24 protein-coding genes, 1 tRNA gene and 1 riboswitch are annotated in these 24780 nt (G+C 64.1%); of the genes, 13 read left to right on the forward strand and 12 right to left on the reverse strand.

The window, feature by feature from the left end; all coding sequences use genetic code 11:
- Nucleotides 1–42: 42 nt before the first annotated feature.
- From ABD884_RS24845 to ABD884_RS24855, 3 genes are all read right to left on the reverse strand, one after another.
- Entirely contained in the window at nucleotides 43–1209 is a 1167-nt protein-coding gene (locus ABD884_RS24845; protein ID WP_345054031.1) for a N(5)-(carboxyethyl)ornithine synthase, read from the reverse strand.
- A complete protein-coding gene (locus tag ABD884_RS24850) occupies nucleotides 1206–1340 on the reverse strand; it encodes a hypothetical protein (RefSeq protein WP_269317335.1) in 135 nt (44 codons plus the stop codon). Before ABD884_RS24850 ends, ABD884_RS24845 begins: the two co-directional genes overlap by 4 nt.
- A gap of 108 nt (nucleotides 1341–1448) precedes the next feature.
- A tRNA-Gly gene (locus ABD884_RS24855) sits at nucleotides 1449–1522 on the reverse strand.
- A 287-nt stretch (nucleotides 1523–1809) separates the two neighbouring features.
- Between ABD884_RS24855 and ABD884_RS24860 the strand changes: the two genes are divergently transcribed.
- Nucleotides 1810–2256, forward strand: a complete 447-nt coding sequence (locus tag ABD884_RS24860) for an SRPBCC family protein (RefSeq protein ID WP_345055312.1) — start codon at nucleotides 1810–1812, stop codon at nucleotides 2254–2256.
- A gap of 4 nt (nucleotides 2257–2260) precedes the next feature.
- Here ABD884_RS24860 and ABD884_RS24865 read toward each other — a convergent pair whose 3' ends face one another.
- Nucleotides 2261–3553, reverse strand: coding sequence for a CAP domain-containing protein (locus tag ABD884_RS24865; RefSeq protein WP_345054039.1), 1293 nt, complete (start codon nucleotides 3551–3553; stop codon nucleotides 2261–2263).
- Between ABD884_RS24865 and ABD884_RS24870 the strand changes: the two genes are divergently transcribed.
- Nucleotides 3537–4190, forward strand: a complete 654-nt coding sequence (locus ABD884_RS24870; RefSeq protein ID WP_345054045.1) for a hypothetical protein — start codon at nucleotides 3537–3539, stop codon at nucleotides 4188–4190. The genes ABD884_RS24865 and ABD884_RS24870 overlap by 17 nt on opposite strands.
- Complete coding sequence (gene dcd / locus ABD884_RS24875) at nucleotides 4184–4759, forward strand: dCTP deaminase (RefSeq protein ID WP_028267626.1); 576 nt, start codon at nucleotides 4184–4186, stop codon at nucleotides 4757–4759. Before ABD884_RS24870 ends, dcd begins: the two co-directional genes overlap by 7 nt.
- Nucleotides 4760–4811: 52 nt before the next feature.
- On the opposite strand, the gene ABD884_RS24880 is transcribed toward dcd, so the two are convergent.
- The 6 genes from ABD884_RS24880 to ABD884_RS24905 all read right to left on the reverse strand — a co-directional run bounded on the left by ABD884_RS24880 (nucleotide 4812) and on the right by ABD884_RS24905 (nucleotide 11969).
- Complete coding sequence (locus ABD884_RS24880; protein WP_345054062.1) at nucleotides 4812–5753, reverse strand: hypothetical protein; 942 nt, start codon at nucleotides 5751–5753, stop codon at nucleotides 4812–4814.
- 127 nt (nucleotides 5754–5880) lie between these two features.
- Nucleotides 5881–7086 (reverse strand): cation:proton antiporter, encoded by a 1206-nt coding sequence (locus tag ABD884_RS24885; protein ID WP_345054067.1) that lies wholly within the window; start codon nucleotides 7084–7086, stop codon nucleotides 5881–5883.
- Nucleotides 7087–7091: 5 nt separating this feature from the next.
- On the reverse strand, nucleotides 7092–7574 hold the full coding sequence (locus ABD884_RS24890) for a cation:proton antiporter regulatory subunit (protein WP_345054072.1): 483 nt from the start codon (nucleotides 7572–7574) through the stop codon (nucleotides 7092–7094).
- 84 nt (nucleotides 7575–7658) lie between these two features.
- On the reverse strand, nucleotides 7659–9182 hold the full coding sequence (locus ABD884_RS24895; protein ID WP_345054078.1) for a glycoside hydrolase family 3 protein: 1524 nt from the start codon (nucleotides 9180–9182) through the stop codon (nucleotides 7659–7661).
- 65 nt (nucleotides 9183–9247) lie between these two features.
- Nucleotides 9248–10447 carry an ROK family transcriptional regulator gene (locus ABD884_RS24900; protein ID WP_345054083.1) on the reverse strand — a complete coding sequence of 400 codons (1200 nt, stop codon included), beginning with the start codon at nucleotides 10445–10447 and terminating at the stop codon, nucleotides 9248–9250.
- Between the two features lie 118 nt (nucleotides 10448–10565).
- Nucleotides 10566–11969, reverse strand: coding sequence for an MFS transporter (locus ABD884_RS24905; RefSeq protein WP_345054088.1), 1404 nt, complete (start codon nucleotides 11967–11969; stop codon nucleotides 10566–10568).
- A 191-nt stretch (nucleotides 11970–12160) separates the two neighbouring features.
- Here ABD884_RS24905 and ABD884_RS24910 point away from each other — a divergent pair, with 191 nt between their 5' ends.
- The 6 genes from ABD884_RS24910 to mnhG are packed head-to-tail and all read left to right on the forward strand — an operon-like array spanning nucleotide 12161 to nucleotide 18544.
- Nucleotides 12161–15211: a Na+/H+ antiporter subunit A gene (locus ABD884_RS24910; RefSeq protein ID WP_345054093.1), complete on the forward strand. Its 3051-nt coding sequence runs from the start codon at nucleotides 12161–12163 to the stop codon at nucleotides 15209–15211.
- Nucleotides 15208–15663, forward strand: coding sequence for a Na(+)/H(+) antiporter subunit C (locus tag ABD884_RS24915; protein ID WP_345054096.1), 456 nt, complete (start codon nucleotides 15208–15210; stop codon nucleotides 15661–15663). Before ABD884_RS24910 ends, ABD884_RS24915 begins: the two co-directional genes overlap by 4 nt.
- Nucleotides 15660–17237 (forward strand): Na+/H+ antiporter subunit D, encoded by a 1578-nt coding sequence (locus ABD884_RS24920; protein ID WP_345054099.1) that lies wholly within the window; start codon nucleotides 15660–15662, stop codon nucleotides 17235–17237. Before ABD884_RS24915 ends, ABD884_RS24920 begins: the two co-directional genes overlap by 4 nt.
- The gene (locus ABD884_RS24925; RefSeq protein ID WP_345054101.1) at nucleotides 17234–17800 is read left to right on the forward strand and encodes a Na+/H+ antiporter subunit E; all 567 of its coding nucleotides are present in this window, start codon (nucleotides 17234–17236) and stop codon (nucleotides 17798–17800) included. Before ABD884_RS24920 ends, ABD884_RS24925 begins: the two co-directional genes overlap by 4 nt.
- On the forward strand, nucleotides 17797–18075 hold the full coding sequence (locus ABD884_RS24930) for an MrpF/PhaF family protein (RefSeq protein WP_028267617.1): 279 nt from the start codon (nucleotides 17797–17799) through the stop codon (nucleotides 18073–18075). The genes ABD884_RS24925 and ABD884_RS24930 overlap by 4 nt, the downstream gene beginning before the upstream one ends.
- Nucleotides 18065–18544 (forward strand): monovalent cation/H(+) antiporter subunit G, encoded by a 480-nt coding sequence (mnhG, locus tag ABD884_RS24935; protein ID WP_345054111.1) that lies wholly within the window; start codon nucleotides 18065–18067, stop codon nucleotides 18542–18544. The genes ABD884_RS24930 and mnhG overlap by 11 nt, the downstream gene beginning before the upstream one ends.
- Here the strand turns inward: mnhG and ABD884_RS24940 are convergent.
- The gene (locus ABD884_RS24940; RefSeq protein WP_345054114.1) at nucleotides 18541–18801 is read right to left on the reverse strand and encodes a DUF4235 domain-containing protein; all 261 of its coding nucleotides are present in this window, start codon (nucleotides 18799–18801) and stop codon (nucleotides 18541–18543) included. The two genes, mnhG and ABD884_RS24940, sit on opposite strands and share 4 nt — an antisense overlap.
- A gap of 78 nt (nucleotides 18802–18879) precedes the next feature.
- The gene (locus tag ABD884_RS24945; RefSeq protein ID WP_345054120.1) at nucleotides 18880–19662 is read right to left on the reverse strand and encodes an NUDIX hydrolase; all 783 of its coding nucleotides are present in this window, start codon (nucleotides 19660–19662) and stop codon (nucleotides 18880–18882) included.
- A 136-nt stretch (nucleotides 19663–19798) separates the two neighbouring features.
- Nucleotides 19799–19935: riboswitch (TPP riboswitch) on the forward strand.
- A 72-nt stretch (nucleotides 19936–20007) separates the two neighbouring features.
- Here ABD884_RS24945 and ABD884_RS24950 point away from each other — a divergent pair.
- From ABD884_RS24950 to ABD884_RS24965, 4 genes are all read left to right on the forward strand, one after another.
- On the forward strand, nucleotides 20008–20637 hold the full coding sequence (locus ABD884_RS24950; protein ID WP_345054124.1) for an ECF transporter S component: 630 nt from the start codon (nucleotides 20008–20010) through the stop codon (nucleotides 20635–20637).
- Nucleotides 20637–22223, forward strand: coding sequence for an ABC transporter ATP-binding protein (locus ABD884_RS24955; protein ID WP_345054129.1), 1587 nt, complete (start codon nucleotides 20637–20639; stop codon nucleotides 22221–22223). The genes ABD884_RS24950 and ABD884_RS24955 overlap by 1 nt, the downstream gene beginning before the upstream one ends.
- Nucleotides 22220–23026, forward strand: a complete 807-nt coding sequence (locus tag ABD884_RS24960; RefSeq protein ID WP_345054132.1) for an energy-coupling factor transporter transmembrane component T family protein — start codon at nucleotides 22220–22222, stop codon at nucleotides 23024–23026. Before ABD884_RS24955 ends, ABD884_RS24960 begins: the two co-directional genes overlap by 4 nt.
- 198 nt (nucleotides 23027–23224) lie before the next feature.
- Nucleotides 23225–24748, forward strand: a complete 1524-nt coding sequence (locus ABD884_RS24965) for a UDP-N-acetylglucosamine 1-carboxyvinyltransferase (RefSeq protein WP_345054137.1) — start codon at nucleotides 23225–23227, stop codon at nucleotides 24746–24748.
- Nucleotides 24749–24780: the final 32 nt, after the last annotated feature.

The raw sequence follows: 24780 nt of genomic DNA on the forward strand, positions 1-24780 counted from the left end.
AGGACAACCAGGCGCCTGGCTGGGCGCCCGGTTGTCCGCGAGCTAAACCAGGCCCCTAGCCGCAAGGTGCGGATATTCCGCCGCGCGTCCTTGGAACTGCAGCACGTCCGGGTTGCGGATGGTGCCGTCGCGGATCTCGATGGCACGGGAAATCGTCTCGTTGGCGTCCCAGGTCTCCGGACCCGAAATGACGGTCTCGAGGAACGGCAGGAGCGCTTCGCTGATCTCCCAGCTGGACGAGTTCCACAGGTAGGACGGGCTGTGGTCCACGGCGTAGTAGTTGATGTGGTCGCCTACGGTGAACATTGGCTCGGCGAACGTCGTGGTCCGCGCCCAACTGAAGCCCATGCCTTCGTCGCACGAGACGTCAACGATCAAGCTGCCAGGCTCGAATGCGTCAAGATCCTCGGTCCGCAGGTATGTCAGCGGCGAGTTCGGGTCCTGCAGGGTGCAGTTGACCACAATGTCGGCGGTGGCAAGGAACGGAGCCAGCGGCAGGCGTCCACGATCGGTAATGACTTCGCTCAGGAAAGGGGCGTTCTGGTCGTGATCGAACTGCACTATTCGCACCGAGTGGATGGGGGAACCGACCGCCGCGACACCGCGGTTGGTCAGCACCTGGACGTCGTGGATGCCGTGCGCATTGAGGGCGGTGACAGCGCCTCGCGCCGTGGCGCCGAAACCAATCACGACGGCGCTGAGCCGCCTGCCGTAATCACCCGTCGAACCCGTCAGGGCAAGGGCGTGGATGACGGAGCAGTAGCCTGCAAGCTCGTTGTTCTTGTGGAAAACATGAAGCCCGAAGCCGCCATCGCTGGCCCAGTGGTTCATTGCCTCGAAGGCGATCAAGGTCAGCTTCTTGTCAATGGCGAGCTGGGTGATGGCGCGGTCCTGGACACAATGGGGCCAACCCCAGAGAACCTGTCCGTCACGGAGTTCGGTCAGGTCTTCCGGCTGCGGCTTGGGCAGCAGGATGACATCCGAACTCGAGATCAGCTCTTCACGACTCGCCATGCCACCCACCAAGGGTTCCAGTTGGCTGTCCGAAAAGCCGAAGCGCTCGCCGTAGCCGCGCTCGAGCCGGATGTGCTGCCGGACTTCCGGAGCAACCCGCTCCAGATGCAGGGGATGGACAGGAAGCCGGCGCTCGTCCGGCTTCCGCGATGACGACATGATGCCGAGGGTCAGGGTGCCTCTATGGCCGCTCATTTTTTGTTGCCGGTTGCCGGTTTGGCCACCGTGGTTGCGGGGGACTCTGAAGCCCTCTTATCCGCACGCTTTTCCTTGATGGATTTACCGGATTTTTTCGATGCAGCTTGGCGAGGTGATTTGTCAGCCATGATCGCTCCCTAGAGCAGAGCCGAAATGGCTCCTAGCTCCTGACGATACACCCAGACGCTTGGACGCCTTCTATCGTGAAAATTCCCCAGACGGGGGAAGGAAGAAAATGGAGCGGGCGACGGGAATCGAACCCGCGTATCGAGCTTGGGAAGCTAGCGCTCTACCATTGAGCTACGCCCGCAATGCCCCGCCATGCTGCCGGAGCAGATCCAGCTTAGCGCAGATGGGGCGGTGTTCCGGACACAGACTCGCCGGTGGGCGGCACCGTTCCCCACCGCTGCGGCGGATGGTGGGGACGGCCGCCGGTATCACGGTCTCGTCAATTTCCCTGGGGTCCTCGTAAAGATTCGGTTAAGGCTCGACGCGGGTGTGTTGTGCTGCGCCGCGCGTGATTATTCTGTAGCAGTTAGCGGCTGCGTCATGGGGAACCCGGCTATGTCTATTAGCCGTACGCCGAAAGAGGATTCCGTGGCATTTGCAGAGCATGAAGTACTGATTGGTCGCGACGCCATGACCGTCTACAAATTCCTGGTAGACGGCCTGAACAATTCGCTGTGGCGCAGGGGAATCCGCAGCATTTCCCTCCGTTCCGGACACACCGGCGAAAAGGGTGCCGTCTACCAGCAGACTTTGACGGGCCCCGGTGGGCGGCCGATTGCGGCTGACTTCCAGATCACCGAGGCGCGGCCCGGCGCTGAAGTGCGCTTCGCCGTCGTCGCGGGTCCTGTGCGCCCCACCGGTGGCTACTATCTCAGCACCGAGGGTCCAAATACGCGGGTACGGTTTGCGCTGGAGTTGCATCCGAAGGGCTTGCAGAAACTGATGAACAACATGATCCAGAAGACCATGGAGGACGAGGTGATCCAGCTGGAGCAGCTGAAGGCGGTCATCGAGGAGCAGACGCCGGGAGCGTAGCCAACTACTGGGCGAGCTTGAGGCCGCCCAATCCGGTGACCGGAGTGCTCGGCGTCGTGAGGCGTCCACTGCTCAAATCCCAGTATTCAACCGCTCCGTTGCTCAACAGTCCCGCGACTCCCGTGGAGTTGAGGCCAGTGACGCCCTGGAGCGAGCGCAATCCGGAATAGTCCGTCCAGCCGGTTCCCACGACAAGCCGGGCTTCCGACTTCGGTGTGGTGAGCCCGGAGCCGCGGTAGAGGCGTAGGTTCCCGTTCGCTTCCACCGCCAGCAGGTCCTGGAAGCCGTCGGCGTCGTAGTCCACCATGCTCAGTCGGATCGCGCTGACGCCTGAGCCTACTTGGGTCCGTCCGGCCAAGGCGGTGAGTCCCAGGTTCCGGTACAGGTAAAGCGCGCCAGTGGAATCGGTGGCGAGGATCTGCGGGAGCCTGTTGTTCCCGCACCAAGTGCCCACGGCCATGGTCATCGATTGCCAGCCCGATGACCCCAACACTACCGGGGCTTTGAATCCTCCACTGACAACCCCGGGGTAGAGCAGGAGCCTACCGTCCAACATTTGGACGAGGACGTCGATCACGCCGTCGCGGTCCCAGTCCGTGGTCATGACTTCTTTCGCCCCCGTGAAACCGGACCCTACAGTCCGGGCGGGACCGAACGTGCCGTTGCCGAGTGCCGGATAGTCCCTCAAGTTGCCGGAGGGGTCGACGGCGACGAGGTCACCGGCGCTGCGGATGGCTGCCGCGTTGAGGTTCAGCGTGGGCGGCTGTTGCTTCGCGATGGGATCGCAGACGCTCGGGGCCGGAAGCTGGGGAGGGGCAGTGCCCGCGCCAGGACTGTTGACGGTACCGGCGGGGAGCGTCGTGTAACCGAAGAGATTGACCACGCCCCACATGGTGTAGCTGTTGGGGGTGGTCAGGTAGTTGCCGTCCGTGAAGGTAATGCCGATGCCGATCACGTTGAACCGGGGATCCCGGAGCAAAGCATCGTGGGCGGGGGAGCCTTTCCACCATTCGACCAATTGGGCGGCATTCCGGTCCCAGCGGACGGCGATGACTTCGCCTGCGCCGTTGTTGGGGTTCAGTGCCCGGGGATCGGTCCAGAAGTTGCTGCGGTGTTCTATCACTTCGCGGCTGGCGATGTTGTTGGACCAATCTTGCGAAAGAGTGGACACCGTGGGGTTGTACTTCACCGGGTTCAAGCCCAGAGAGGTCCGGTAAGCGTTGATGGCGTTGAAGACGGCCAGCACCTGGGCAGAGTTGTCGTCATTGACCAGTGCCTGGATGGAAACCTTTTGCACCGCCGCAGGGGAAGTCTTCGTCGGTGCCGGAGCGGGATCGAGTTGGAGGCCATCCGCTGCCGAGCCTCCGGGCAGCGCATCCGGTCCCGACGCGGGCGGGATCGAGGGCAGCGGAGGCGGACCGTCCGCCGCTTGGGGCGAGGTGGCATTGCCGGGCACGACGGCGGAACTCGTTATCGCGGATGGGGCCGCCGTTTCTGGGGCTAAGGGCGTGCTTGCTTCATTCGGAGCGGCGGCGACGGCCGGGGTGTTGCTGCCGACCGGGCCGGCCGCTGGTGACTCCGGCGCAGGTGCGGCCTGCGGAAGGCCGGATCCCGACGCCGGCGCGGACGCCGGCGTCGTACTTTCAGTGCTGGGGGTGGAGCTTGAGTTGGAAGGCGCGGCCGGGGCGGCAATTCCCGCGAGCGGAACAGAGGCGGCCAGCGGGCCGGAGGCAGGGGCCATCACCGTGAGAAAGCAGGCCACTATAACGGCAACGGGCACCGCAATTCGTCTCAATGTTTCCCCAGATTCACGTCGTGCACCGTTCCCAAATTCAACAGCGGTAACGGCAGTCTATGTGGTGCACTATAGTCCCATGCGCCACACCGGCACCACAGGGTATACGGTGCATGCGGTACTTTTGATCCTGTGCTGATCTCTGACCGCGACATACGTGCCGAAATCGACTCCCGACGTATCGTCCTGGAGCCCTACGACCCCGCGATGGTTCAGCCGTCCTCCGTGGATGTGAGGATTGACCGCTTCTTCCGGCTGTTCGACAACCACAAGTACGCGCACATCGACCCCTCCGAGGAGCAGCCTGAGCTGACCCGCCTGGTTGAGGTCGAAGGTGACGAACCCTTCATTCTGCACCCGGGCGAGTTCGTGCTCGGTTCCACGTATGAGACGGTGAGCCTGCCGGACGACGTCGCCGCACGCCTTGAGGGAAAGTCCTCGCTGGGGCGCCTTGGCTTGCTGACGCACTCCACTGCCGGCTTTATCGACCCCGGATTCTCCGGCCACGTGACTTTGGAACTGTCCAATGTCGCCACGTTGCCCATCAAGCTGTGGCCTGGCATGAAGATCGGCCAGTTGTGCTTCTTCCGGCTCTCCTCGGCAGCTGAACATCCCTACGGTTCCGGCGGTTACGGCAGCCGTTACCAAGGCCAGCGCGGCCCCACTGCGAGCCGCAGCCACCTCAACTTCCACCGGACGGCGATCTAGCGTGTCGAGGCGTGAGATCTCGGCCTTTTGCGTGGATGGAAAGGCCAAGATCTCACGCCTCGGTGGCCCACCCTCCGCGGCCAAGGGCATCGCGAACGCGGTGTACGACCCCGCCGAATCCCCACGCCTTCACGTGCCGCGCCGTAATGGTCACCGAGGTCCAACCGATCGCGGCGATCGATTCGTCCCGGCGGATGTCGGACTCCTTTTGGGCAGCCGTCAGGTGATGGTTGCCGTCGTAATTGACGGCCACTTTGTACCGCGGATAGGCCAAATCCGGCCAAGCCAGCTCCCAGCCGGTTGAATCCTGGACAACAAACCGCAATTCAGGTTCCGGCAGTCCGTGCCGGCAGATGGCAAGCCGGAGCTTGGTTTCCGGTACCGAGTCGGCGCCAACCCTCGCGAGCTCCAATGCCAACCGGGCGTTCCTACGGCCGCGGATTCCGGGGTTTTCCTTGACCTGCCTCCGCAAGTCGGTGAGCGAACACAGGGCGGCACGGTTGGTGCCGAAACTTCGTGACTGACAGCAGATGAAGTAGTCGGCCGCGGCGACGAGATCGTCCAGGGGAAGCAGCGCCGCCAATTCCAGCCATGTCCTGGCCGCACTGGTGATGGGGATGCCGTCGATGGTCCTCCGGTCTGCGGCCTTCAACGGCACGCGGCGCCCCACCACCCCCTTGCGAACCGGTCGATTCCCGCCGTCCCATCGCAACAGATGCACCAAGGGTTGGCGTTCGAGTTCAAAGGGAAGGGGACAGCGCCAAAGGATTGCCGCCGTCGGGCCACAACACACAGTCCCTGGTGAGATGCCGGTCAGAAGCCGTGCAGTGTGGGAGAGCTCCTGGACGTTTCCCCAAGGAACACGGACTCCGCGGCTCGCCACTCGAAGGTCCTTGGTCCATGCCCGGCTATCCGAAACCCCGGCAGCGCGTTGCTCGGCGAGGGTGAACGAGCGCCCCCGGAGAGAGTCGGGAAGGGGGCTGGGGTTTCGCATGGATCAATTCTTGGCACAACACCGGTGCCTCGACCGGCTTATCCACAGTGGGGAGGAAGAGTGACTCACCTACCGCGAATCGAGGCGTGAGATCTCGCCCGTTCACGCGCGCGAAAAGGCCGAGATGTCACGCCTCGAGGGACGCGATTGGCTCGGATGCCTTCCGTTTGCGGGGGGACTTGCGGAAGGCCTTGACCGTAGGCTCCACGAAACGGGCTGCGAGCGGTCCGATGATGGCCATGAGCAGGACGTAAGCCGTGGCAAGGGCGGCCAGCTCACGCGGGACCGCTCCCGAGGTGACGGCCAGGCCGGCAATGACAATGGAGAACTCGCCGCGCGCAATCAGGGCCGCTCCCGCGCGGAAACGGCCCGGTACGGCAATCCCTGCCCGCTTGGCCGCCCAGAATCCGGTCAGCAGCTTGGTCACGGCAGTCACGAAAGCCAAGAGGAGCGCCCAGCCCAGCACTGGAGGAATACTGCTCGGGTCCGTATTGAGGCCGAAGGCCACGAAGAAAATAGCCGCGAAGAGATCCCGCAGCGGCTCAAGGATCCGCGTCGCGTTGTGGGCCGTGGCCCCCGAAATGGCGATGCCCAGCATAAACGCGCCCACGGCGGCGGAGACTTGCAGGGCGGACGCTATGCCAGCCACCAAAAGTGCGGCCCCGAGAAGATTCAGCAGGAAGACTTCAGAGTTTTCGCTGTGCACGGCCCGGGATACCCGATGGCCGTGTTTGAGGGCCACCACCAGCACCAGGGTCACCACGGCCAAGGCGATACCCACCGTTTGGAGTCCGCCCAGGAAGCCCACGCCTGCGAGGATCGCGGTGAGGATCGGAAGATAGACGGCCATGGTGAGGTCCTCGAACACCAGGATGGCCAGCACCACCGGAGTTTCGCGGTTACCGATCCGGCCCAGATCCGTGATCACCTTCGCGGCAATCCCCGAGGAAGAAATATAGGTGACGCCACCCATGACAATCGCGCCCACGAGTCCCCAACCGAGCCACACCGCGATGCCCGCCCCTGGAAGGAAGTTCAAAACCAGGTCCAACACGCCCGCTTGCCACGAGCGCCTCAGGCCTGTGACCAGCTCCGCGGCCGTATATTCCAAACCAAGCATCAACAGGAGCAGGATGACACCGATTTCGCCGGAAAGGTGGGCAAACTCGTGCATCCCATCGAGCTTGATCAGGCCACCCGCCCCGAATCCCAGTCCTCCCACAAGATAGAGCGGAATGGGGGACATTCCGATCCTGCCGGCCAAACGAGCCAAGAGGCCGAGACAAAAGACGACTGCGCCCAACTCAATGAGGGTCAGGGCCAGGGGGTCCATGAACGTCAGCCGTTGCGCAGAATGGCAGCCGCAGAGTCAAGACCTTCCTGCGTACCGACAGCCACCAGCAGATCACCCGTGTGAAGGACGACGTCGGGAGCCGGTGAGGGAACCACTTCGCCTTCCCGCATGATCGCCACGATCGAGACACCACTGCGGGTGCGGATCTGGGCTTTGCCCATGGGCTGGTTGTTAAAGGGGGAGTCCGCGGTGATGGAGAACTGCCGCGTAGCAATGCCGGGGATTTCCCTGTGGGCTTCGGCCAAACGCATGGCGATGTGCTGCCCACCCAGGAGGTTGCCCAAGGCGGCGGCTTCGTCTGCAGTCAACGGGATGGAGGCCTGGCAGGTATCGGGATCGTCCCACGTTGAGACGAAAAGCTCGGTTTCGCCTTCCCGCATCTCGACAACACCGATCCGGCGTCCCGAGGCCGTGATGAAATCCTTGCGGACTCCAAGGCCTGGAAGTTCTGTCTCATCCACGTTCATAAGTCCACCCTAGCTCTCTTGGAGGGGCGGCGGAATGACGCCGCTCGCTGCCCGCGTCCAAAGCCGCCTGCACCTCCTCCCCGGTCAACGCGAGTCCGCGGTCCCTTTCAGCAATGCCGTCAGGGCCTGGGAGACCGCGAGCGACGCGCCGTAGGTGACGATGTCCGCTCCACCGCGCGGCCAGCCGCACTCGACAGCGATCACGGCGTGCCCTTCGGCCCTCAAGCGGGCGAAGACGGTCCACAATGGGGGATCGGCGTCCAGGCCGCGTCCGACGACGGCGACCCGCGCGCCGTCGGGCACCTCGCCTTCGCTGATCACTGCTTCAGCCGTGGCTGCCGGTCCCCAGGGCACGTGGCCGACGGCGAAATTGGCCCCCGTTTCAACCTGCACGATAGCCATGGGTTCCTCCCGCGCAAGCCATGTTTCGGCAGCTTCGGAAACGTCGAAGGCTTCGGCGATGCGCCCGCGGTCGAGCGCCTTCGGGCCGCTAGGAACACCGGCAACCTGGAGCGGTAACCCCGGCTGGCTCCCGAAGGCGGCCGCCTGGATTTCGACCGCCCCCGCGGCGGGGAAACGCAATGACAGCGCGGCAGTGCGCGCCGCTGCATCCGCTAGGCGCTCGACGGGCAGGCGGCCTTCCTCAACGGCACTGGCGATCGCGGTGAGAGTCTGTTGGAAGAGGCCCGGACTTGTCTCCGAGCCCAGGCACAGCAGATCCGCTCCGGCCATCAGGGCACGAACGGCAGCTTCCGGTACGCCGGTCTGGGCCGATGCGCCGGCCATGTCCAGGGCGTCCGTGATGATGACGCCGTCGAATCCCATGCTGCGGCGAAGCAGGTCCTGCAGGATGCGCGAGGAGAAGGAGGCAGGACGATCCAGGTCCAGGGCTTCCACCAAGATGTGGCTGGTCATCACCGTTGCGCCGCCGGCCGCGACGAGCGCACGGAAGGGGACCAACTCGCGCGCATCCAGCGTGGCGGCATTGGCTGTGACACGGGGGAGTGCGAGGTGCGAATCGGTGGCGGTGTCGCCGTGGCCGGGGAAATGCTTGGCGCAGGAGGCCACGCCGGCGTCTTCGAGCCCGCGGATCCAGGCGGCCGTGTGCCGGGCCACCAAGTCCGGTTCGGCTCCGAAGCTGCGCACGCCGATCACGGGATTGTTCGGGGCGGAATTTACGTCCGCATCCGGAGCCAGGTTCAAATTGATGCCCAGGCCTGCGAGTTCGTGCCCGATGGCGCTCGCGCTGGCGGCAGTCAGTTCGACGTCGTCCAAACGTCCCAGTACCGCATTCCCGGGCTGCGTTGATCCCTTGAGGTAGTGCAGCCGGGTGACGTCGCCCCCTTCCTCATCGACGGCGATGAGCGTGTTCGGGGAATGTGCCCGCAGCCCGGCGCAGAGCTCCCGCAACTGGACTGGGGACGCCACGTTGGTGCCGTACAGACACACAGCCGCAAGTCCGGCGTCGTACGCTTCCAGGATCCAGACGGGGACGGCGGTTCCGGTGAATCCGGGCATGAGGGTTCCTGCCGCCAGGCGGCGGAGTTCGTCCGTGCGCGCGGGCCCGGCGGCAAAGGACTGGGTGGCGGGGGACTGAATCGTGTCCATGTCCGGCTCCTTGGGAGGGATGCTTAGCAGGGTAGTCAGGGATGGAAACGGCGCAAGCGCGGCATTTAGGCCACACCTAGCTGGTTCCACAGGACCATCACGGCAGAGCCGCGGAGGACAATGTCCTGCGCGTCTGCCGCGAGGCGCACGGACACCGGCGAGGGGTCCTGGTGCAGTAGCCGTTCGAGCAGGGTGTGCTGGACAGCGTCGAGAAGCGGGCCCTCCAAGAGCTTCCGGGGTCCGCTGAGGACCACTTCCGCCAAATCGAGGGCTCCCACTACGGGGGCGAGGGCTATGGCGAGCCGTTCCCCGGCTTCCCGGAGCACACTCGCCTCCCGGAGTGCGACGCCGGCCGCGGCCTCAGGTTCGGAGCTCGCCGCTGCTTCGGCCAGGGCCAGTTCCAGGCTGGGGACGGACATCCAGGTTTCGAGGCAGCCCTTCTTGCCGCATTTGCACATGGTCCCACCGTCGGTGCCGACCGTGACGTGGCCGATTTCGCCCGCCGCTGAGTGGGCGCCCCGGGCACGCCTGCCGCCGACGATGAGTCCGGAACCGACGCCGCGGCCGATTTTCACGAGGACCATGTCGTCACTGCCGCCGCCGAAGGTGTAGTCGGCGTGGACTGCGGCGTCGGCGTCATTGGAGACAAGGGTCGGCAGGCCGGTGTGTTCCTGGATCAGCTCGCGGAGGGCGACGTCCTTCCACTGGAAGTTCGGGGCCGTGGTGACGACGCCGTCCGCGTTGACGATGCCAGGGGTTCCGACTCCGATCCCCAGCAGCGTGGCGGTGGCCCGTCCGACTGCTTCGGAGGCGAGTTCAAGGACTTTGTTGACCACGTCCTGTCCGGTTTCCTCGGAGAGTGAGCGCTCCACACGGTCGAGGATGTTGCCGTCAAGGTCGAGGACGGCGGCGCGGAGCACGGAATTTTCAGCCAAATCCATGCCGATCACCTGGAGGCCTTGGCGGTTGATGTCCACCAGGATGGCGGGTTTGCCTGGGCGGATTTCATCCGACTGTCCCAGTTCCACCACGTGTCCGCGTTCCAGGAGGTCCGAGACAAGGTCCGATACCGTGACACGGGTCAGGCCCAGGGTCCGTGAGAGGTCCGCGCGGCTCATCGCACCTGCCGAGTGGAGCGTCCGGCGGACTAGGGAGAGGTTGTGAGCGCGTCCATCGGAAGGCAGGGTCGCTGTGCTTGTTCTATCGGTGCGGTGCCGGTCGGTGCGGTGCCGGTCGGTGCGGGGGCGGTCACGGAGGGTGTCCATATGGGTTAGTAAACTCTACTAACAATCAAAAAACAAGGTCTTCTCCTCCCGAGATCGTGCTGCCAAGACGACCGCCACGACTGGTATGGAGCGGGCCCGGAATGGGCAGGGCCTGCCCTCAGCGCTCCGGAACGACGGCGATTTCCGTCTTGTGGGGCGATTTGACCGGCAGGATCACCAGCAGGCCGGCCAGGAGCACCACCATGATGCCCAGAATCCCCCAGCGCTGGGCCTCGCCGGAGGCGACGAGAGGCGTCGCCACAGTGATGCACAAGGTAAAGAGCGCCGGTGCCAGGAAGCTCACTGCCCGGCCAGTGGTGGCGTAAAGCCCGAATAGTTCGCCGGATTCGCCGTCGGGCGCCAGTCGCGCGAGATAGGCCCGGGAGGAAGCCTGGGCCGGTCCGACGAAGAGGCAAAGGAACAACCCGAAGACCCAGAAAGTGGTGGCTCCTGCCCAGTGGGTCCCGAAGAACACATAGTCGCTGTTGCCCAGCACCAGGATCGTGGTGCCAGCCACCAGAAGTCCCAACAGGGACATGACGATGACGGCTTTGGGGCCGATTCTGTCATCCAGAAGCCCGCCGATCATAGCGCCGACGGCAGCCACTACGTTGCCGAAAATCGCGAAGAAGATGACTTCCTTGAGCTCGAACCCGAAGGTCCCTGCAGCGATGACCCCGCCGAACGTGAAGACCGCCGCCAGGCCGTCGCGAAAGATGGCGCTCGCGAGGAGGAAATAGATGGTGTGCGGGCTGGTGAGATATATGGCCTTGATCCGGCGGACAAGCAAACCATACGACGCCATGAACCCGAGCTTGGACTCTGGCTTCTTGACGGACAGTTCAGGGACTGCGAGGAGGACCGGCAGCGCAAAGATGAAGAACCAGAGGGCGGAGAAAACGGCCACCAACCTGATATTGAGGCCGTCCTGAGTAGAGGCCCCGAACCACTCAACGGAGGGCTGGACGAACAGCTGCAACACCGCGAGCAGCGCCACGATCCCGCCCAAATACCCCATCCCCCAGCCGAAGCCACTCACTTTACCGATGTTGGCAGGAGTGGAGATCTGGGCCAGCATCGCGTTGTAATTGACCCCCGCGAACTCGAAAAACACATTGCCGAGGGCAATCAACGAAACGCCCAAAAGCAAGAACTCGGGCTTGGGGAAAACAAAGAAGCACGAGCCGGTGAGGACCGCGACAAGTGCGGTATTGACCCCTAGCCACAGCTTGCGGCGGCCACCGGAGTCAGAACGCTGCCCCGTGACCGGCGCCAGCACGGCAATTGCGACGCCGGCGATCGCCAACGCGGCACCCAACACCGCCGATGCGGAGTCTCCCCCGCCAAACGCCTTGGATGTCAGGTAGACAGTGAACACGAACGTGGTCATGACGGCGTTGAATGCCGCGGAACCCCAGTCCCAGAACGCCCACGCAAGGATCTGCCCCTTGTTCGATAGGGCAGGCCCGGAAGCAAGCTCGGATGCCGGGTGCGGGGCCTCAGGCGCAGCTGCCATGTTCATGGAGTGAATGGTAACCGCCCGAAGTGACACTCTTGGGACGTCCGGGCAGCCGGCACTGGATCTTAGCCCTCTACACCATGGAGGCCGGCATTGTTTGTCACATGCGGTTGATAAACTACCTGCACCGAACCCAACGTTTGACCGCCTGCTCCAACTTTTGACAACTCATTCCTGACTTTGCGGAGATTCCAGTGATCACAGTCCTTGCCGTGACCTTTGCAGCGGCAACTGCGGCGCCTTGGATCTTCCGGAAACTCCAACGGAATGCGTTCTACGTTCTCGCAGCAGTTCCCGCCGCTGCCTTCGTCTGGCTGATCTTGCAGTATGACCGGATCTACCCCGGAAAAGGTGGAGAGCCCACCGGCGGTTTCATCGAAGAAACCCTCCCATGGATTCCGAACCTCAAGCTTGAATTCGCCTTCCGCATGGACGTTCTGGCATGGGTGATTTCCTTGCTGGTCCTGGGCGTTGGTGCGCTGGTCCTGGTCTACTGCGCCCGGTACTTCAAGAACAAGGACGCTGACCTGGGCGGGTTCGGGGCCCAGTTGCTTGCCTTCGCCGGGGCGATGTTCGGCCTGGTGACAGCCGACGACCTCTTGATGATGTTCATCTTCTGGGAACTCACCACGGTCCTGTCCTATCTCCTGATTGGCTATGCACGCACCCGCCTCGCCGCCCGGCGCTCGGCGTTGCAGGCCCTCATGGTCACCACAGCCGGCGGTTTGGCCATGCTCGTCGGCCTCATCGTTCTGGGCCAGGCCGCCGGGACATATCGGATTTCGGCGATCATGGCCGACGCCGCCACCCTCGTCACGGGGCCGGCTCAGGGAGCCGTTGCGGCCGCCGTCGTCCTCATTTTGATTGGTGCGATTACCAAATCGGCGCTTGTCCCTTTCCACTTCTGGCTCCCGGGCGCCATGGCCGCCCCTACTCCGGTGAGTGCCTATCTGCACGCTGCTGCCATGGTGAAGGCCGGCATCTACATCGTTGCCCGCATGGCGCCGGGGTTCAGCGAAAGCCCCTATTGGTTGCTCTTGGTGCTCGGACTGGGCCTGGCCACCATGCTGGTGGGCGGTTACCGTGCGCTGCGGCAGACCGACATCAAACTCATCCTTGCGTATGGCACCGTCAGCCAACTCGGGTTCCTCACCATGGTGGTGGGCCTCGGACGGCCCGACGCGGCGCTGGCTGGGCTAGCGCTCCTGCTTGCACACGGCCTCTTCAAAGCCTCCTTGTTCCTGGTGGTGGGCATCATCGACCACCAATCCGGCACGAGGGACATCCGCAAACTTTCCGGGGTGTACAAGTCCTCGCGGGCTCTCGCCATCGTGGCCGGAATCGCCGCCGCATCCATGGCCGGCGTACCTCCACTGGCAGGTTTCGTGGCCAAGGAATCGGTGTTTGAAGCGTTCGTCCACTACGGCACTGGCCCTGCTTCCCAACCATGGGGGCTGGTTCTCCTCGTCGGCTTGGTCCTGGGGTCCATCCTCACGTTCGCTTACAGCGCGCGTTTCATGTGGGGCGCGTTCGCCACGAAGCCCGGAGTGGAACGGACGCCGTTCAAAGCCATCCAGCCAGCTTTCCTGGCCGCGCCAGCCATCCTGAGCATCCTCACCATCGTCTACGGCCTATGGCCGGATTCCGTCGACGGGTGGATCCAACCGTATGCGGCCCTGTTTGCCAGTCCAGCAGCCGGAACTGCCGCAGCCGCTGCCAACCATCTCGCGCTGTGGCACGGTCTGACACCCGCATTGGGCCTCACCGCCGTAACTTTCGCGGCCGGCGTCGTGATGTTCTATGCTCGCAACTTTGTGGCCCGGGCGCAGAGCCGCGTCCCGGACTGGGTGGACGGGGATCGCGCCTACCAGCGCACCATCGGTGCCTTGGACGACGTCGCCGTCTGGGTCACCGGACGCACACAGCGCGGTTCCCTGTACTTCTACCTGGCGGTCATTCTCACCGTGGCTTTCGCAGTCCCGCTGACGGCACTCGTGATGGCCAACAAACCGCTCCCGGGCGGTCTCTATCTGATCGACCCGAACTCGCCGCTCCAGCTCATCGCTGCAGCGGGAATCGTTGTTGGGGCGCTAGCCGCTGTTCGTGCCAACAAGCGCTTCCTCGCCGTCCTGATGGTCTCAGTCACCGGATACGGGATCGCTTTGATGTTCGCGTTGCAGGGAGCCCCGGACCTCGCCTTGACGCAAATGCTGGTGGAGACCATCATCCTGGTGGCCTTTGTCCTGGCGATGCGCAGCCTCCCTCCGGAGCTCCGGGACCGTACCGGCGGCAAATACCGAGTGGTTCGCGTCATCATCGGAGTAGCGTTCGCGGTGACCATGATCTTCGTCGCGATCTACGCCATGGGAGCCCGTATCGCCGAGCCCGTATCGCTCTCGTTCCCCCGGTTGGCTTACGAAGGGGGCGGCGGACTCAACGTGGTCAACGTAACGCTCGTGGACATCCGCGCCTGGGATACCTTCGGTGAGATCTCGGTGCTGGCAGTAGCCGCCACCGGCGTCGCGAGCTTGATCTTTGTCCGCAGCCGGGGGGAGCGCCTCAACAAAGCCGCCTCGATTCCCGAAGGAACGGTGGGGAGGCGCGCCGCCGCCGCCGGGGGCAGCTCGCGCGACGACGCCTCGCTGGCGCTCGTGCGCAAATTCGCAGGCTCCCTGGCGGATCCCTGGCTAGTGGCCGGCCGCACCCTGGCACCAGAACGGCGATCCATCATCTTCGAAGTGGTCACGCGGCTGATCTTCCACTCGATGATCGTCTTCTCCGTATACCTCCTGCTAGCCGGACACAACCTTCCGGGCGGCGGCTTCGCCGGAGGACTCACCGCCGGACTCGCGCTGACCATCCGTTACTTGGCCGGCGGTCGCTTCGAGTTGCGGGAAGCCGCGCCGATCAGCGCCGGAATGCTGCTGGGAACCGGTCTTGCGACGGCGGCAGCGGCCGGCTTCGTGCCCCTTCTTCTCGGCGGCCAAGTGTTCCAAAGTGCCATCATCGAGTTCTGGCTGCCGCTGTTCGGTGACGTCAAGTTCGTGACCTCCACCATCTTCGACATCGGCGTCTACTTCGTCGTAGTGGGCCTGGCGCTGGACGTGCTGCGCAGCTTGGGAGCAGAAATCGACGAGCATTTCGAAGAGACAGCCGGCGGAGACACAGGGCGTTCGGCGGAAATCCCGCCCGAAGTCCCCGTGTCCACCGAACCTGCGGCTCCGCAAGCGAAAGGGACCCCATGAGCGTCAACCTCACCTTGTTGATCGTCATGGGCGTGCTGTATGCCTGCGGCATCTACTTGATCCTGGAACGCAGTTTGACCCGTGTCCTGCTCGGACTCATGCTCCTGGCCAACGCCACCAACCTCCTGATCCTGGCCACGGGCGGATATGCCGGGCTTGCCCCGCTATTCAACAAATCCACTGATCCGCGCGCCTATAACGATCCCTTGCCGCAAGCCCTGATCCTGACGTCGATTGTCATCTCCTTCGCGGTGACGGCTTTCATGCTCGGCATCATCTACCGGACCTGGGCGTTGGCACGGCAGGACGATATCCAGGATGACGCGGAAGACCGGCGCGTGGCGAAAACACCCAGCTTCGACGCCGAGGACGATTCCGTGGTTCCTGAAGAAACATCCGAATTCCCGGTCACGGCAGTCACAGAAGCAGCCAAGGAAGGAGGACCCGAGTGAACATGGCCAGCCTGGCGCCGCTCGCCGTCGTACTTCCCATCCTCGGTGCCGCGCTCACCTTCGCCCTGAACAGGAACCCGCTGGCGCAGCGCGTCGTCAGCATTGCTTTGCTGTCCCTCACCCTGCTCCTGGAATGCTTGCTCCTCGCCTCGGTATGGACCACAGGCACCGAATCCGTCACCCTGGGTGGTTGGCAGCCGCCGTTTGGCGTGGTGATGGTAGTAGACCAGTTTTCCTCGCTCATGCTGGTGGTCTCCTCCGTCATCAGCCTCGCGGTGTTGATCTACGCCACCGGCCAGGGAATGGCCGACGGCGACCGTGAAGCACCGGTCTCGATCTTCCACCCGACCTACCTGATCCTGGTTGCGGGCGTCTCCAACGCCTTCCTCACGGGTGACCTCTTCAATCTGTACGTCGGCTTCGAAATCCTGCTGACGGCGAGCTATGTGCTCATGACTCTGGGTGGGACCGGGCCGCGTATCCGCGCAGGGGTCACCTATGTAGTGGTTTCCGTCGTGTCTTCGGTGTTGTTCCTGATCGCCATCGCGATGATCTACGGAGCCACCGGAACCATCACCATGGCAGATCTCGCCATCAAGCTGGCCGCCCTTGATCCGGACACCAGGAACCTGCTCCACGTCATGTTGCTCGTTGCGTTCGGGATCAAGGCCGCCGTCTTCCCGTTGTCCTTCTGGCTCCCCGACTCGTATCCGACGGCACCCGCGCCGGTCACCGCCGTGTTCGCCGGTTTGCTGACCAAAGTGGGCGTCTATGCGATGGTCCGCACGGAGACCCTCCTCTTCCCGGGCGATACCTTGAACACCCCGCTGATGGTGGTAGCCCTCCTCACCATGCTCGTGGGGATTCTCGGCGCCATAGCCCAGAGCGACATCAAACGATTACTTTCCTTCACCTTGGTCAGCCACATCGGCTACATGGTGTTCGGGCTGGCGATGTCCTCCATCGCGGGGCTTGCGGCTGCTGTCTTCTATGTGGCCCACCACATCACCGTCCAAACGAGCCTGTTCCTGGTGACCGGCTTGATCGAGCGCCGCGGCGGTAGCTCGTCCATAGACAGGCTGGGCGGGCTCGCCAAGTTGTCCCCGCTCCTTGCGCTCTTGTTCTTCATTCCGGCCATGAACCTTGCAGGTATTCCGCCGTTTTCAGGATTCCTGGGGAAACTCGGGCTCCTGCAGGCCGGCATAGCCTTTGGCACGCCGTTGGCCATCACCTTGGTGGTGGGAGGGGTGGTCACCAGTCTCTTGACCCTGCTGGCAGTTGCCCGTGTCTGGAACCGCGCATTCTGGCGGAAACCCGAGGACGCGGACTACCCGGCCCCCGCCCTGACGGACACAGCCGCCGTCGGCCTGCTCCCGCGGACCATGGTGGGGCCAACCGTCGCACTAGTGGTCTTTGGCATGGCGCTGACCGTCTTTGCCGGACCGCTGTTCCACTTGGCAGGGAACTCCGCGGAACAGATGCTGGACCGGTCCGCCTACATCCATTCGGTGCTTGGCCAGAACGCCAAGGTTCCGGGGATCGCTGAACCGTCGGTGCAGGGCGGTGGCAAATGAGCCGCAAGAGGATTTCATTCCGCACTGAGTTGCCCCTGCTGGTGTGGCTGGTGGTCGTCTGGGGTGCACTCTGGCGTGACTTCAGCCCGGGCAACTTGGTGTTCGGTGCGCTGATCGCGGTGGTGGTGGCCAGGATTTTCTACTTGCCTCCCGTGGAACTCGGCGGACGCTTCAACGTGCTCCGAGCCATGTCTTTCGCCGTGGTCTTCCTTGGCAAGATCGTGGCCGCGAGCTTCCAGGTCATGTACCTCGCGGTCTTTCGCGGGCCTTCGGTGACCAACGCCGTCGTCGCTGTTCCCTTGCGGAGCCATTCCGACCTGATGGTCACCGCAACGGGACATGTGATTTCGTTGATTCCGGGTTCCCTGGTGGTGGAGGTGGACCGTTCGACGTCCACGCTCTACATCCACGGCCTCAATGTCCGCAACGATTCAGACACTGCAAGGCTGCGCCGGGAAGTCCAGGACACGGAGGCATCGCTCATCCGGATCATGGGAACGCGCGCGGAAGTGGACGCACTTCAGGCCGGAGACTGGCTTATGACGAGGGGAACTGGCTCATGAAAGACATCGTGCTGACCGTGACAGCGGTGATTCTCAGCCTCGCGGCGGCCGGAGCGATCTACCGGATCGCCGTCGGACCTTCGCTCCTGGACCGTGTGCTGGCCTCCGACGTGCTGCTAGCCATTCTGGGTGCTGCGCTGGCGATCGACATGGCCGTCAACAGGCACCTCAACAACCTCGTCTTGCTAGTCGCACTCACGCTGATTGGCTTCGTCGGTTCGGTGACGGTGGCACGCTTTGTGGCCGACCGGAGAGGACAGGTCAATGACTCCTAACGCCACCGGAGTGGACGCCGTGATCGATGCCGTCACCGCCGTGCTGCTGATTCTCGGTGCGCTGATGTCATTGGGGGCGGCAATCGGCCTGTTGCGCTTCCCTGACTTGATGAGCCGGATGCATGCAGCCACCAAACCGCAAGTGTTGGGGCTTTTCCTCGTCCTAGCGGCCATCGGGCTGCAAATGCGCGAATGGTGGGTGTGGCCGGTCCTGGCGGTCGCCTGGATCTTCCAACTGCTGACCGTGCCTGTGTCCGCGCACATGGTGGGCCGCGCAGGCTACCGGACCAAGCACCTCCACCCCGAGCTGCTCAGCACCGACGAACTCGAGGCCGTGGTGCTGCGGGCGGCCGGCAAGCGGGATGCCGAGAAAGCTGAAGCGGGGGAGTCGGTACCGCCCCACGCCGGGAACACGGGCGGTGCTGCCGGTGCTGGCGGTCCCAATCGGAACGGCCAGCCGTCAGCCTAGACGATGTCCTGCGTCTTCGAGAAGCGCGAGATGGCACGCTGGGTGCCTCGGCTGGCGACAACTTGGATGATGGCATTGACAGTCGCCGAAATCAGGGCGAACGTCAGCGCTGAGCGGAGGCTCGTCTCCATGTCGTCGTGGCCTTTCGGAGGCTTGTTGCCCGTGGTCTTTTCCCACACGGCATTGACCAGTTTGGTGCCGACAAAGCCCGCGCCGATGCTCACGCCGGTGCCGAGTAGCTTGATGAGGAGATTCATTCCGGGACTCCTTGAGGGGGGGAACAGGTCTGCCCCCAGCCTAACCCCACATCAGGCCCGCTACGGCCGCTACGCCCGCTAAGGCGCAAGGGACGGGGGCTGGCGCCTGTTCCGGAAGAACTCCTGCAATGCCCCTGGCTGCGGACGCACGGGTATGATCTCGCGTTCCCCGGCCAAGACGGCTTCCATGGTGCCGAGGGCGAGCAGTTCATCCAGCAGCACCAGAGTGGGCGGCATGAGCCTGAGTGTCCCCGCGGATTCAGCCTCAAGGATTCCGCGGACCGGCATCCACAGGGACGATGACGCCTCCGTGGTTTGATGCTTTGGCTCGGCTCCGGAAACCGGGCACGCAAGGTAGAAGTATGTGTCGAAGCGTTTGGGCTGGTCTTCCGGGGTGACCCAGTTGGCCCAGGGGCGGAGGGTGGCTGCATCGAGCTTCAGGCCGGCCTCTTCGAACACCTCGCGTTGCGCGGCCGCCAGCACTCTGCCGGCGTTGTGGCGTGCCGTCAAGGGCTCGACGGCGATGCTGCTCAGGTGCCACGCAGCGGCATGCCGTTCGACCACGTCGTCCGCGAAGTCCCAGCCAGTGCTGTCCACGGTGTCGACCCGTCCGCCGGGGAAGACCACCATGCCTGCAGCGAAGTCCATGGTGGACACCCGGTGCTGAACGAATACCTCCAGGCCGTTTGCGGCGCCCGCAGGCCGCGCCGCCCCTTCGGAACTCCCTCGCCCAGCAGCATCGCGGACCAGGATCACGCTGGCGGCAAGCCTCGGTTCGGCCACTGTGGTGCTTTCCGCTGTACCAATGCCTGTCAAGACCGCTCCTTTGCCCCGCTTGCTGCGATGATTCTGCTGGATCATTCTCCCAGTTTCGCCGCCCGACCGCGCCGCCTCGGGCCTGCCAGCTCCAAGACAAGGAATGATCCAGCAGAATGCGTCACTTTCCCGTTCGGAACCCCGCCAAGGTGTAAACTGAACCACGCCCAAAAGGGTGGATTGATAACGACAGGGGAGCGCCGCCGTCGGGCTCGCAGCAATGCGGCACGGAGGACGGGCGCTGAGAGTGCGGACAGCCGCAGACCCTCGAACCTGATCCGGCTAGTACCGGCGCAAGGGAGTCGAGTTCTCATAGTGTCCGGAACCAGCGCGGCGGAAGCCGAACGTAAGCCGGGAACACTTTCCCCTCCTGTTCCTCAGGAGGACAAAATGACTGGTATTTCTTCAAGGCCGGGTCTCACCAAGCCCGCTTTCAACTGGCGCGTCGTGGACATCGTCGTGGCGGCCCTGATTTCCATCGCCGGTGGCGTGATTTTCTGGGCATGGGACCAGATGGCTCTGGTTGTCACGCCCGTGACGGCCGGCTACCCTCCGCTGGGGGGTCTGATCGCTGGTGGTTGGATGATTCCGGCAGTCCTGGGCATGCTCATTGTCCGCAAGCCCGGTGCCGCAATCTTCTGCGAAATAGTGGCCGCCACCAGCGAGCTCATCATGGGTAACCAGTACGGCACCACGGTCTTGATTTCGGGCCTGCTCCAGGGGCTCGGCGCGGAACTCATCTTCCTGGCGTTCATGTACAAGAAGTTCAACCTGCCGGTGTCCCTGCTGGCCGGTGCCGGTGCGGGCCTGTTCTGCGGGCTGAACGACTCCTTCCTGCCGTGGGGCTGGAACATCGCCTACGAAATCGGCGACAAGCTCGTGTACATCGTGTTCTGCACGCTTTCCGGCGCGGTCATTGCCGGAGCCTTGTCCTGGATCGCCACCCGCGGCCTGGCCAAGACCGGCGTCCTGAGCGCGTTCGCGTCCCGTAAGGCCGCCTCGGAGCCTGTCTTTTCCTGATGCCCAGTCCTGATTCCGGTACCCCCGCTGCGGTGCATCCCGCCGCAATTTCCGCGCGAGGCTGGGGCTGGCGGCACGCCGGCCGCACCACACCGGCCATCCACGGCCTGGATCTGGACATCCGTCCAGGCGAGCGCGTGCTCCTGCTTGGCCCCTCGGGCGCAGGCAAGTCGACGCTCTTGCATGCCCTCGCGGGCGTGCTGGGCGAGGAAGGGGACGACGCCGACGAAACCGGCTCGTTGCTGGTGGACGGCCAGTCACCCCGGGCCCAGCGGGGCCGTGCCGGACTCATGCAACAGGACCCTGAAACCCAAGTGGTGCTTTCCCGGCTGGGCGACGACGTCGCGTTTGGGGCCGAGAACCTTTGCGTGCCGCGGGAGGAGATCTGGAAGCGCGTCCATGAAGCGCTCGACGACGTCGGGCTGCGGAATAGTGCAGGCGGCAGTGCCAGTGGCGGCCTAGCGCTGGACCACCCGACGTCGGCCCTTTCCGGCGGGCAGAAACAGCGCCTTGCGCTGGCTGGCATCCTGGCGATGCGGCCGGGCTTGATCCTCCTGGACGAGCCGACCGCCAACCTGGACCCCGCCGGCGTGCTGGAGGTCCGCGACGCCGTGGGCCGCTGCCTGGACAAGACCGGCGCCACCCTGGTGGTGGTGGAGCATCGGGTCGCGGTGTGGAAAGACCTCGTGGACCGGATCGTGGTGCTGCAGCCGGGCAGCTCCTCCGAAGGTAGTTCAACGCCCGCGGTGCTCCTGGACGGCGACCCGGATACCGTGCTGGTGCGAGCAAGGGACATGCTCACTGCTGCGGGCGTCTGGGTGCCCGGTTACGTGCCGGCCACCCGGCCTCGTTCCAACGCGAGGGGCGGTGGGCTGCTGCTCGCCACCCAGGAGCTCGCTGTCTCCCGTGAAAGGGCGCACCGCCGAGGGCTGAAGACCATCCCACCACGTCCCGTGCAGACCGGGCTCGACGCCGAAGTGTTCGCGGGGCAGTCGCTGACCATCACGGGCCCCAACGGCGCGGGAAAGTCGACCTTCGCTTTGACCCTTGCTGGTCTGTTGGCGCCCGTGTCCGGTGCGGTGACTGCCGCCGTCGAGCTCAGCGCCGGCGCCGGCAACGACCCTTTCAGGTGGAAGGCCCAGCAATTGATCTCCCGCATCGGGACCGTGTTCCAGGAACCCGAGCACCAGTTCGTCACCGGCAGGGTACTGGACGAGCTCATGTTCGGACCCAAGCACCTTGGTCACGGGGAGGATCGCGTGGACGAGCTGCTCGAACGGCTGCGGCTGAGCCACCTCGTGGACGCCAATCCATACACGCTCTCCGGCGGCGAGAAGAGGCGGCTGTCCGTAGCCACCGTGCTCGCTGCGCACCCGCGCGTCCTGGTGCTCGACGAACCAACCTTCGGACAGGACGCCAACACCTGGGCCGAGCTCGCCTCTTTCCTGTCTGAACTGCTCGACGCCGGCACCTCGGTAGTTTCCGTGACCCACGACCAGGAATTCAGCTCCGTGCTCGGCGGGACCGAAATGAGGCTCGCACCTGCGCTCCAAGGCGGGGCCCGGCAGGAAGCGGGTGCGGCATGAGGGAAACCCTGAGCCTGCGCGGGAACAACGCGCTCCTGACGCGCGCGAATCCTCTGGCCAAGTTCGTGTCGGTCTTCCTGATCACCCTGGTGCTGGCGTTGTCCATCGACTTGGTATCAGCCTCCACTGCGCTCCTTGGCGAGCTGGCGCTGTTTCCACTTGCCGGTCTCACCGTTCGTTTGCTGTGGCAGCGCGGCTGGCCCCTGATCATCGCGGCAGCGCTTGGCGGGTGGAGTACTGCGATCCTGTCGGCTGACAGCGGCAGGATACTGCTCGACGTCGGGATCTGGTCCATCAGCGAAGGCTCGCTTCAGCTGGGACTCGGCTTCATGCTCCGCGGCCTGGCGATCGCTTTGCCGGCAATCCTCCTCATGAGCTGCACCGATCCCACGGACCTTGCCGACGCCTTGGCGCAGAAGGCGAAACTGCCTCACCGCTTCGTCCTGGGCACCTTGGCCGCGCTGCGGCTCGTGGGGCTCATGGCGGAGGAGTGGCAGACGATCGGCATGGCGCGGCGCGCGCGGGGTGTCGGCTCGCAGGGAAGCCCACTGCAACGGACCAGGGCGATGCTCGGCCAAAGCTTCGGACTGTTGGTCCAGGCGATACGCCGGGCGTCGCGCTTGGCCGTGACCATGGAGGCACGTGGCTTCGGCGGCGGACGGCGGACCTGGGCACGCGAATCCACCTACAGTCGCCTGGACGGCTGGGTCTTGGCTGGTGGGGTGGTCATCGCAGCCGCAGCAGTGCTCGCGGCCCAATTGGCGGGGACGTGGCACTTCGTCTGGCTAAAGCAACCCAACTAGCTCGCATTTGTTGTCGTTATGAGGCCCCATAACGACAACAACTGCGAGTTAGTTGGGGTCCCGTGCCTCTGGAACCTGGGCCGGGGAATCCTCTTGACCCAGAGTTACATATCGCACGAAACGACTAGCGTCGGGCGATACCGGCGTGTTTCATCACAAAACATCTCATAAATAGACCATTTGTGATATTTATTGCTTATGACTCAACCGACTGCCGAACATGTAGGTCTCCTTCTTCGCGACGCCCGCGGCGAAAAGGGCTGGACGCAGGGACAGCTCGCTTCGGAGCTGGGAACCAGCCAAAGTGCCATTGCCCGCATGGAACAAGGCAAGCAAAACCTCAGCCTCCGCATGATCGAACGCCTCGAGTCCATCTTCGGCCGCACCATTGTCAAAGTCGGCAAACCGCAGATGACCCACCTGCGAGTGGAGGGCGGACGCACGCTGTCAGGATCGGTGGATGTCAACAGCAGCAAGAACGCCGGCGTCGCACTGCTTTGCGCGAGCCTCATCAACCGCGGCACCACCACCTTGCGCCGGCTGGCCCGGATCGAAGAAGTCAACCGGATCGTCGAGGTCTTGACCTCCATCGGCGTCGAGTGCACGTGGCTCAATGGCAACGACCTCCGGATCCGCCGCCCCGAGACCCTGGACCTCGCCTCCATGGACGTGGAGGCAGCGCGCCGCACCCGCAGCGTCATCATGCTCCTAGGCCCGCTCCTGGATGAGGCAGCTACCTACCAACTGCCGTACGCCGGCGGTTGTGACCTCGGGACGCGAACGGTGGAACCGCACATGCAAGCCTTGCGCCAGTTCGGGCTCTCCGTGGAGGCCAAATCAGGCTTCTACTCCGTGCAGGCCCCGCCGGCCGACGGCGACGATCGCACCTTCGTGCTCACGGAGCGCGGTGACACGGTGACGGAGAACGCCATCATGGCCGCCGCACACCGAAGCGGCACCACCGTGATCCGCAACGCCAGCCCCAACTACATGGTGCAGGACCTCTGCTTCTACCTGCAAGGACTCGGCGTGGTGATTGACGGCATCGGGACAACCACTCTGAAGATCACGGGCCGCCCGGCGATCGACGTCGACATTGAATACTTCCCGTCCGAAGACCCCATCGAGGCCATGAGCCTGATCACCGCAGGCATCGTGACCAACTCCGAAGTCACCATTTGCCGGGTCCCCATCGAGTTCATGGAGATCGAACTAGCCACCCTTGAGCAAATGGGCCAGCAACTGGAGATCTCGGGCGAGTACTTCGCACGCAACGGGCGGACGAGACTGGTGAACGTCACCACCAAGCCATCCCGATTGCGCGCGCCGGAGGACAAGATCCATCCGATGCCTTTCCCCGGGCTGAACATCGACAACCTACCGTTCTTCGCGGTCATCGCCGGCAATGCCGAGGGCCAGACCATGATCCACGACTGGGTCTACGAGAACCGGGCCATCTACTTGACTGAGCTCAACAAGCTCGGCGCCCAGGTTCAACTCCTCGATCCGCACCGCATCTACGTCAATGGCCCCACCAAGTGGCGTGGCGCGGAAGTCGGATGCCCCCCGGCGCTCCGTCCCGCAGCCTGCCTGTTGTTGGCCATGCTGGCGGCGCGGGGCACGTCCGAGTTGCGCAACATCTACGTCATTGAACGCGGATACGAGGACCTTGCAGAGCGTCTCAACACCGTCGGGGCCAAGATCGAGTACTTCCAGGACTGACGTTCGCAGGATTTTGTACGATCATCCGGCGT

The sequence above is a fragment of the Arthrobacter methylotrophus genome (assembly GCF_039539965.1).
GTDB classification, from domain to species: Bacteria; Actinomycetota; Actinomycetes; order Actinomycetales; family Micrococcaceae; genus Arthrobacter; species Arthrobacter methylotrophus.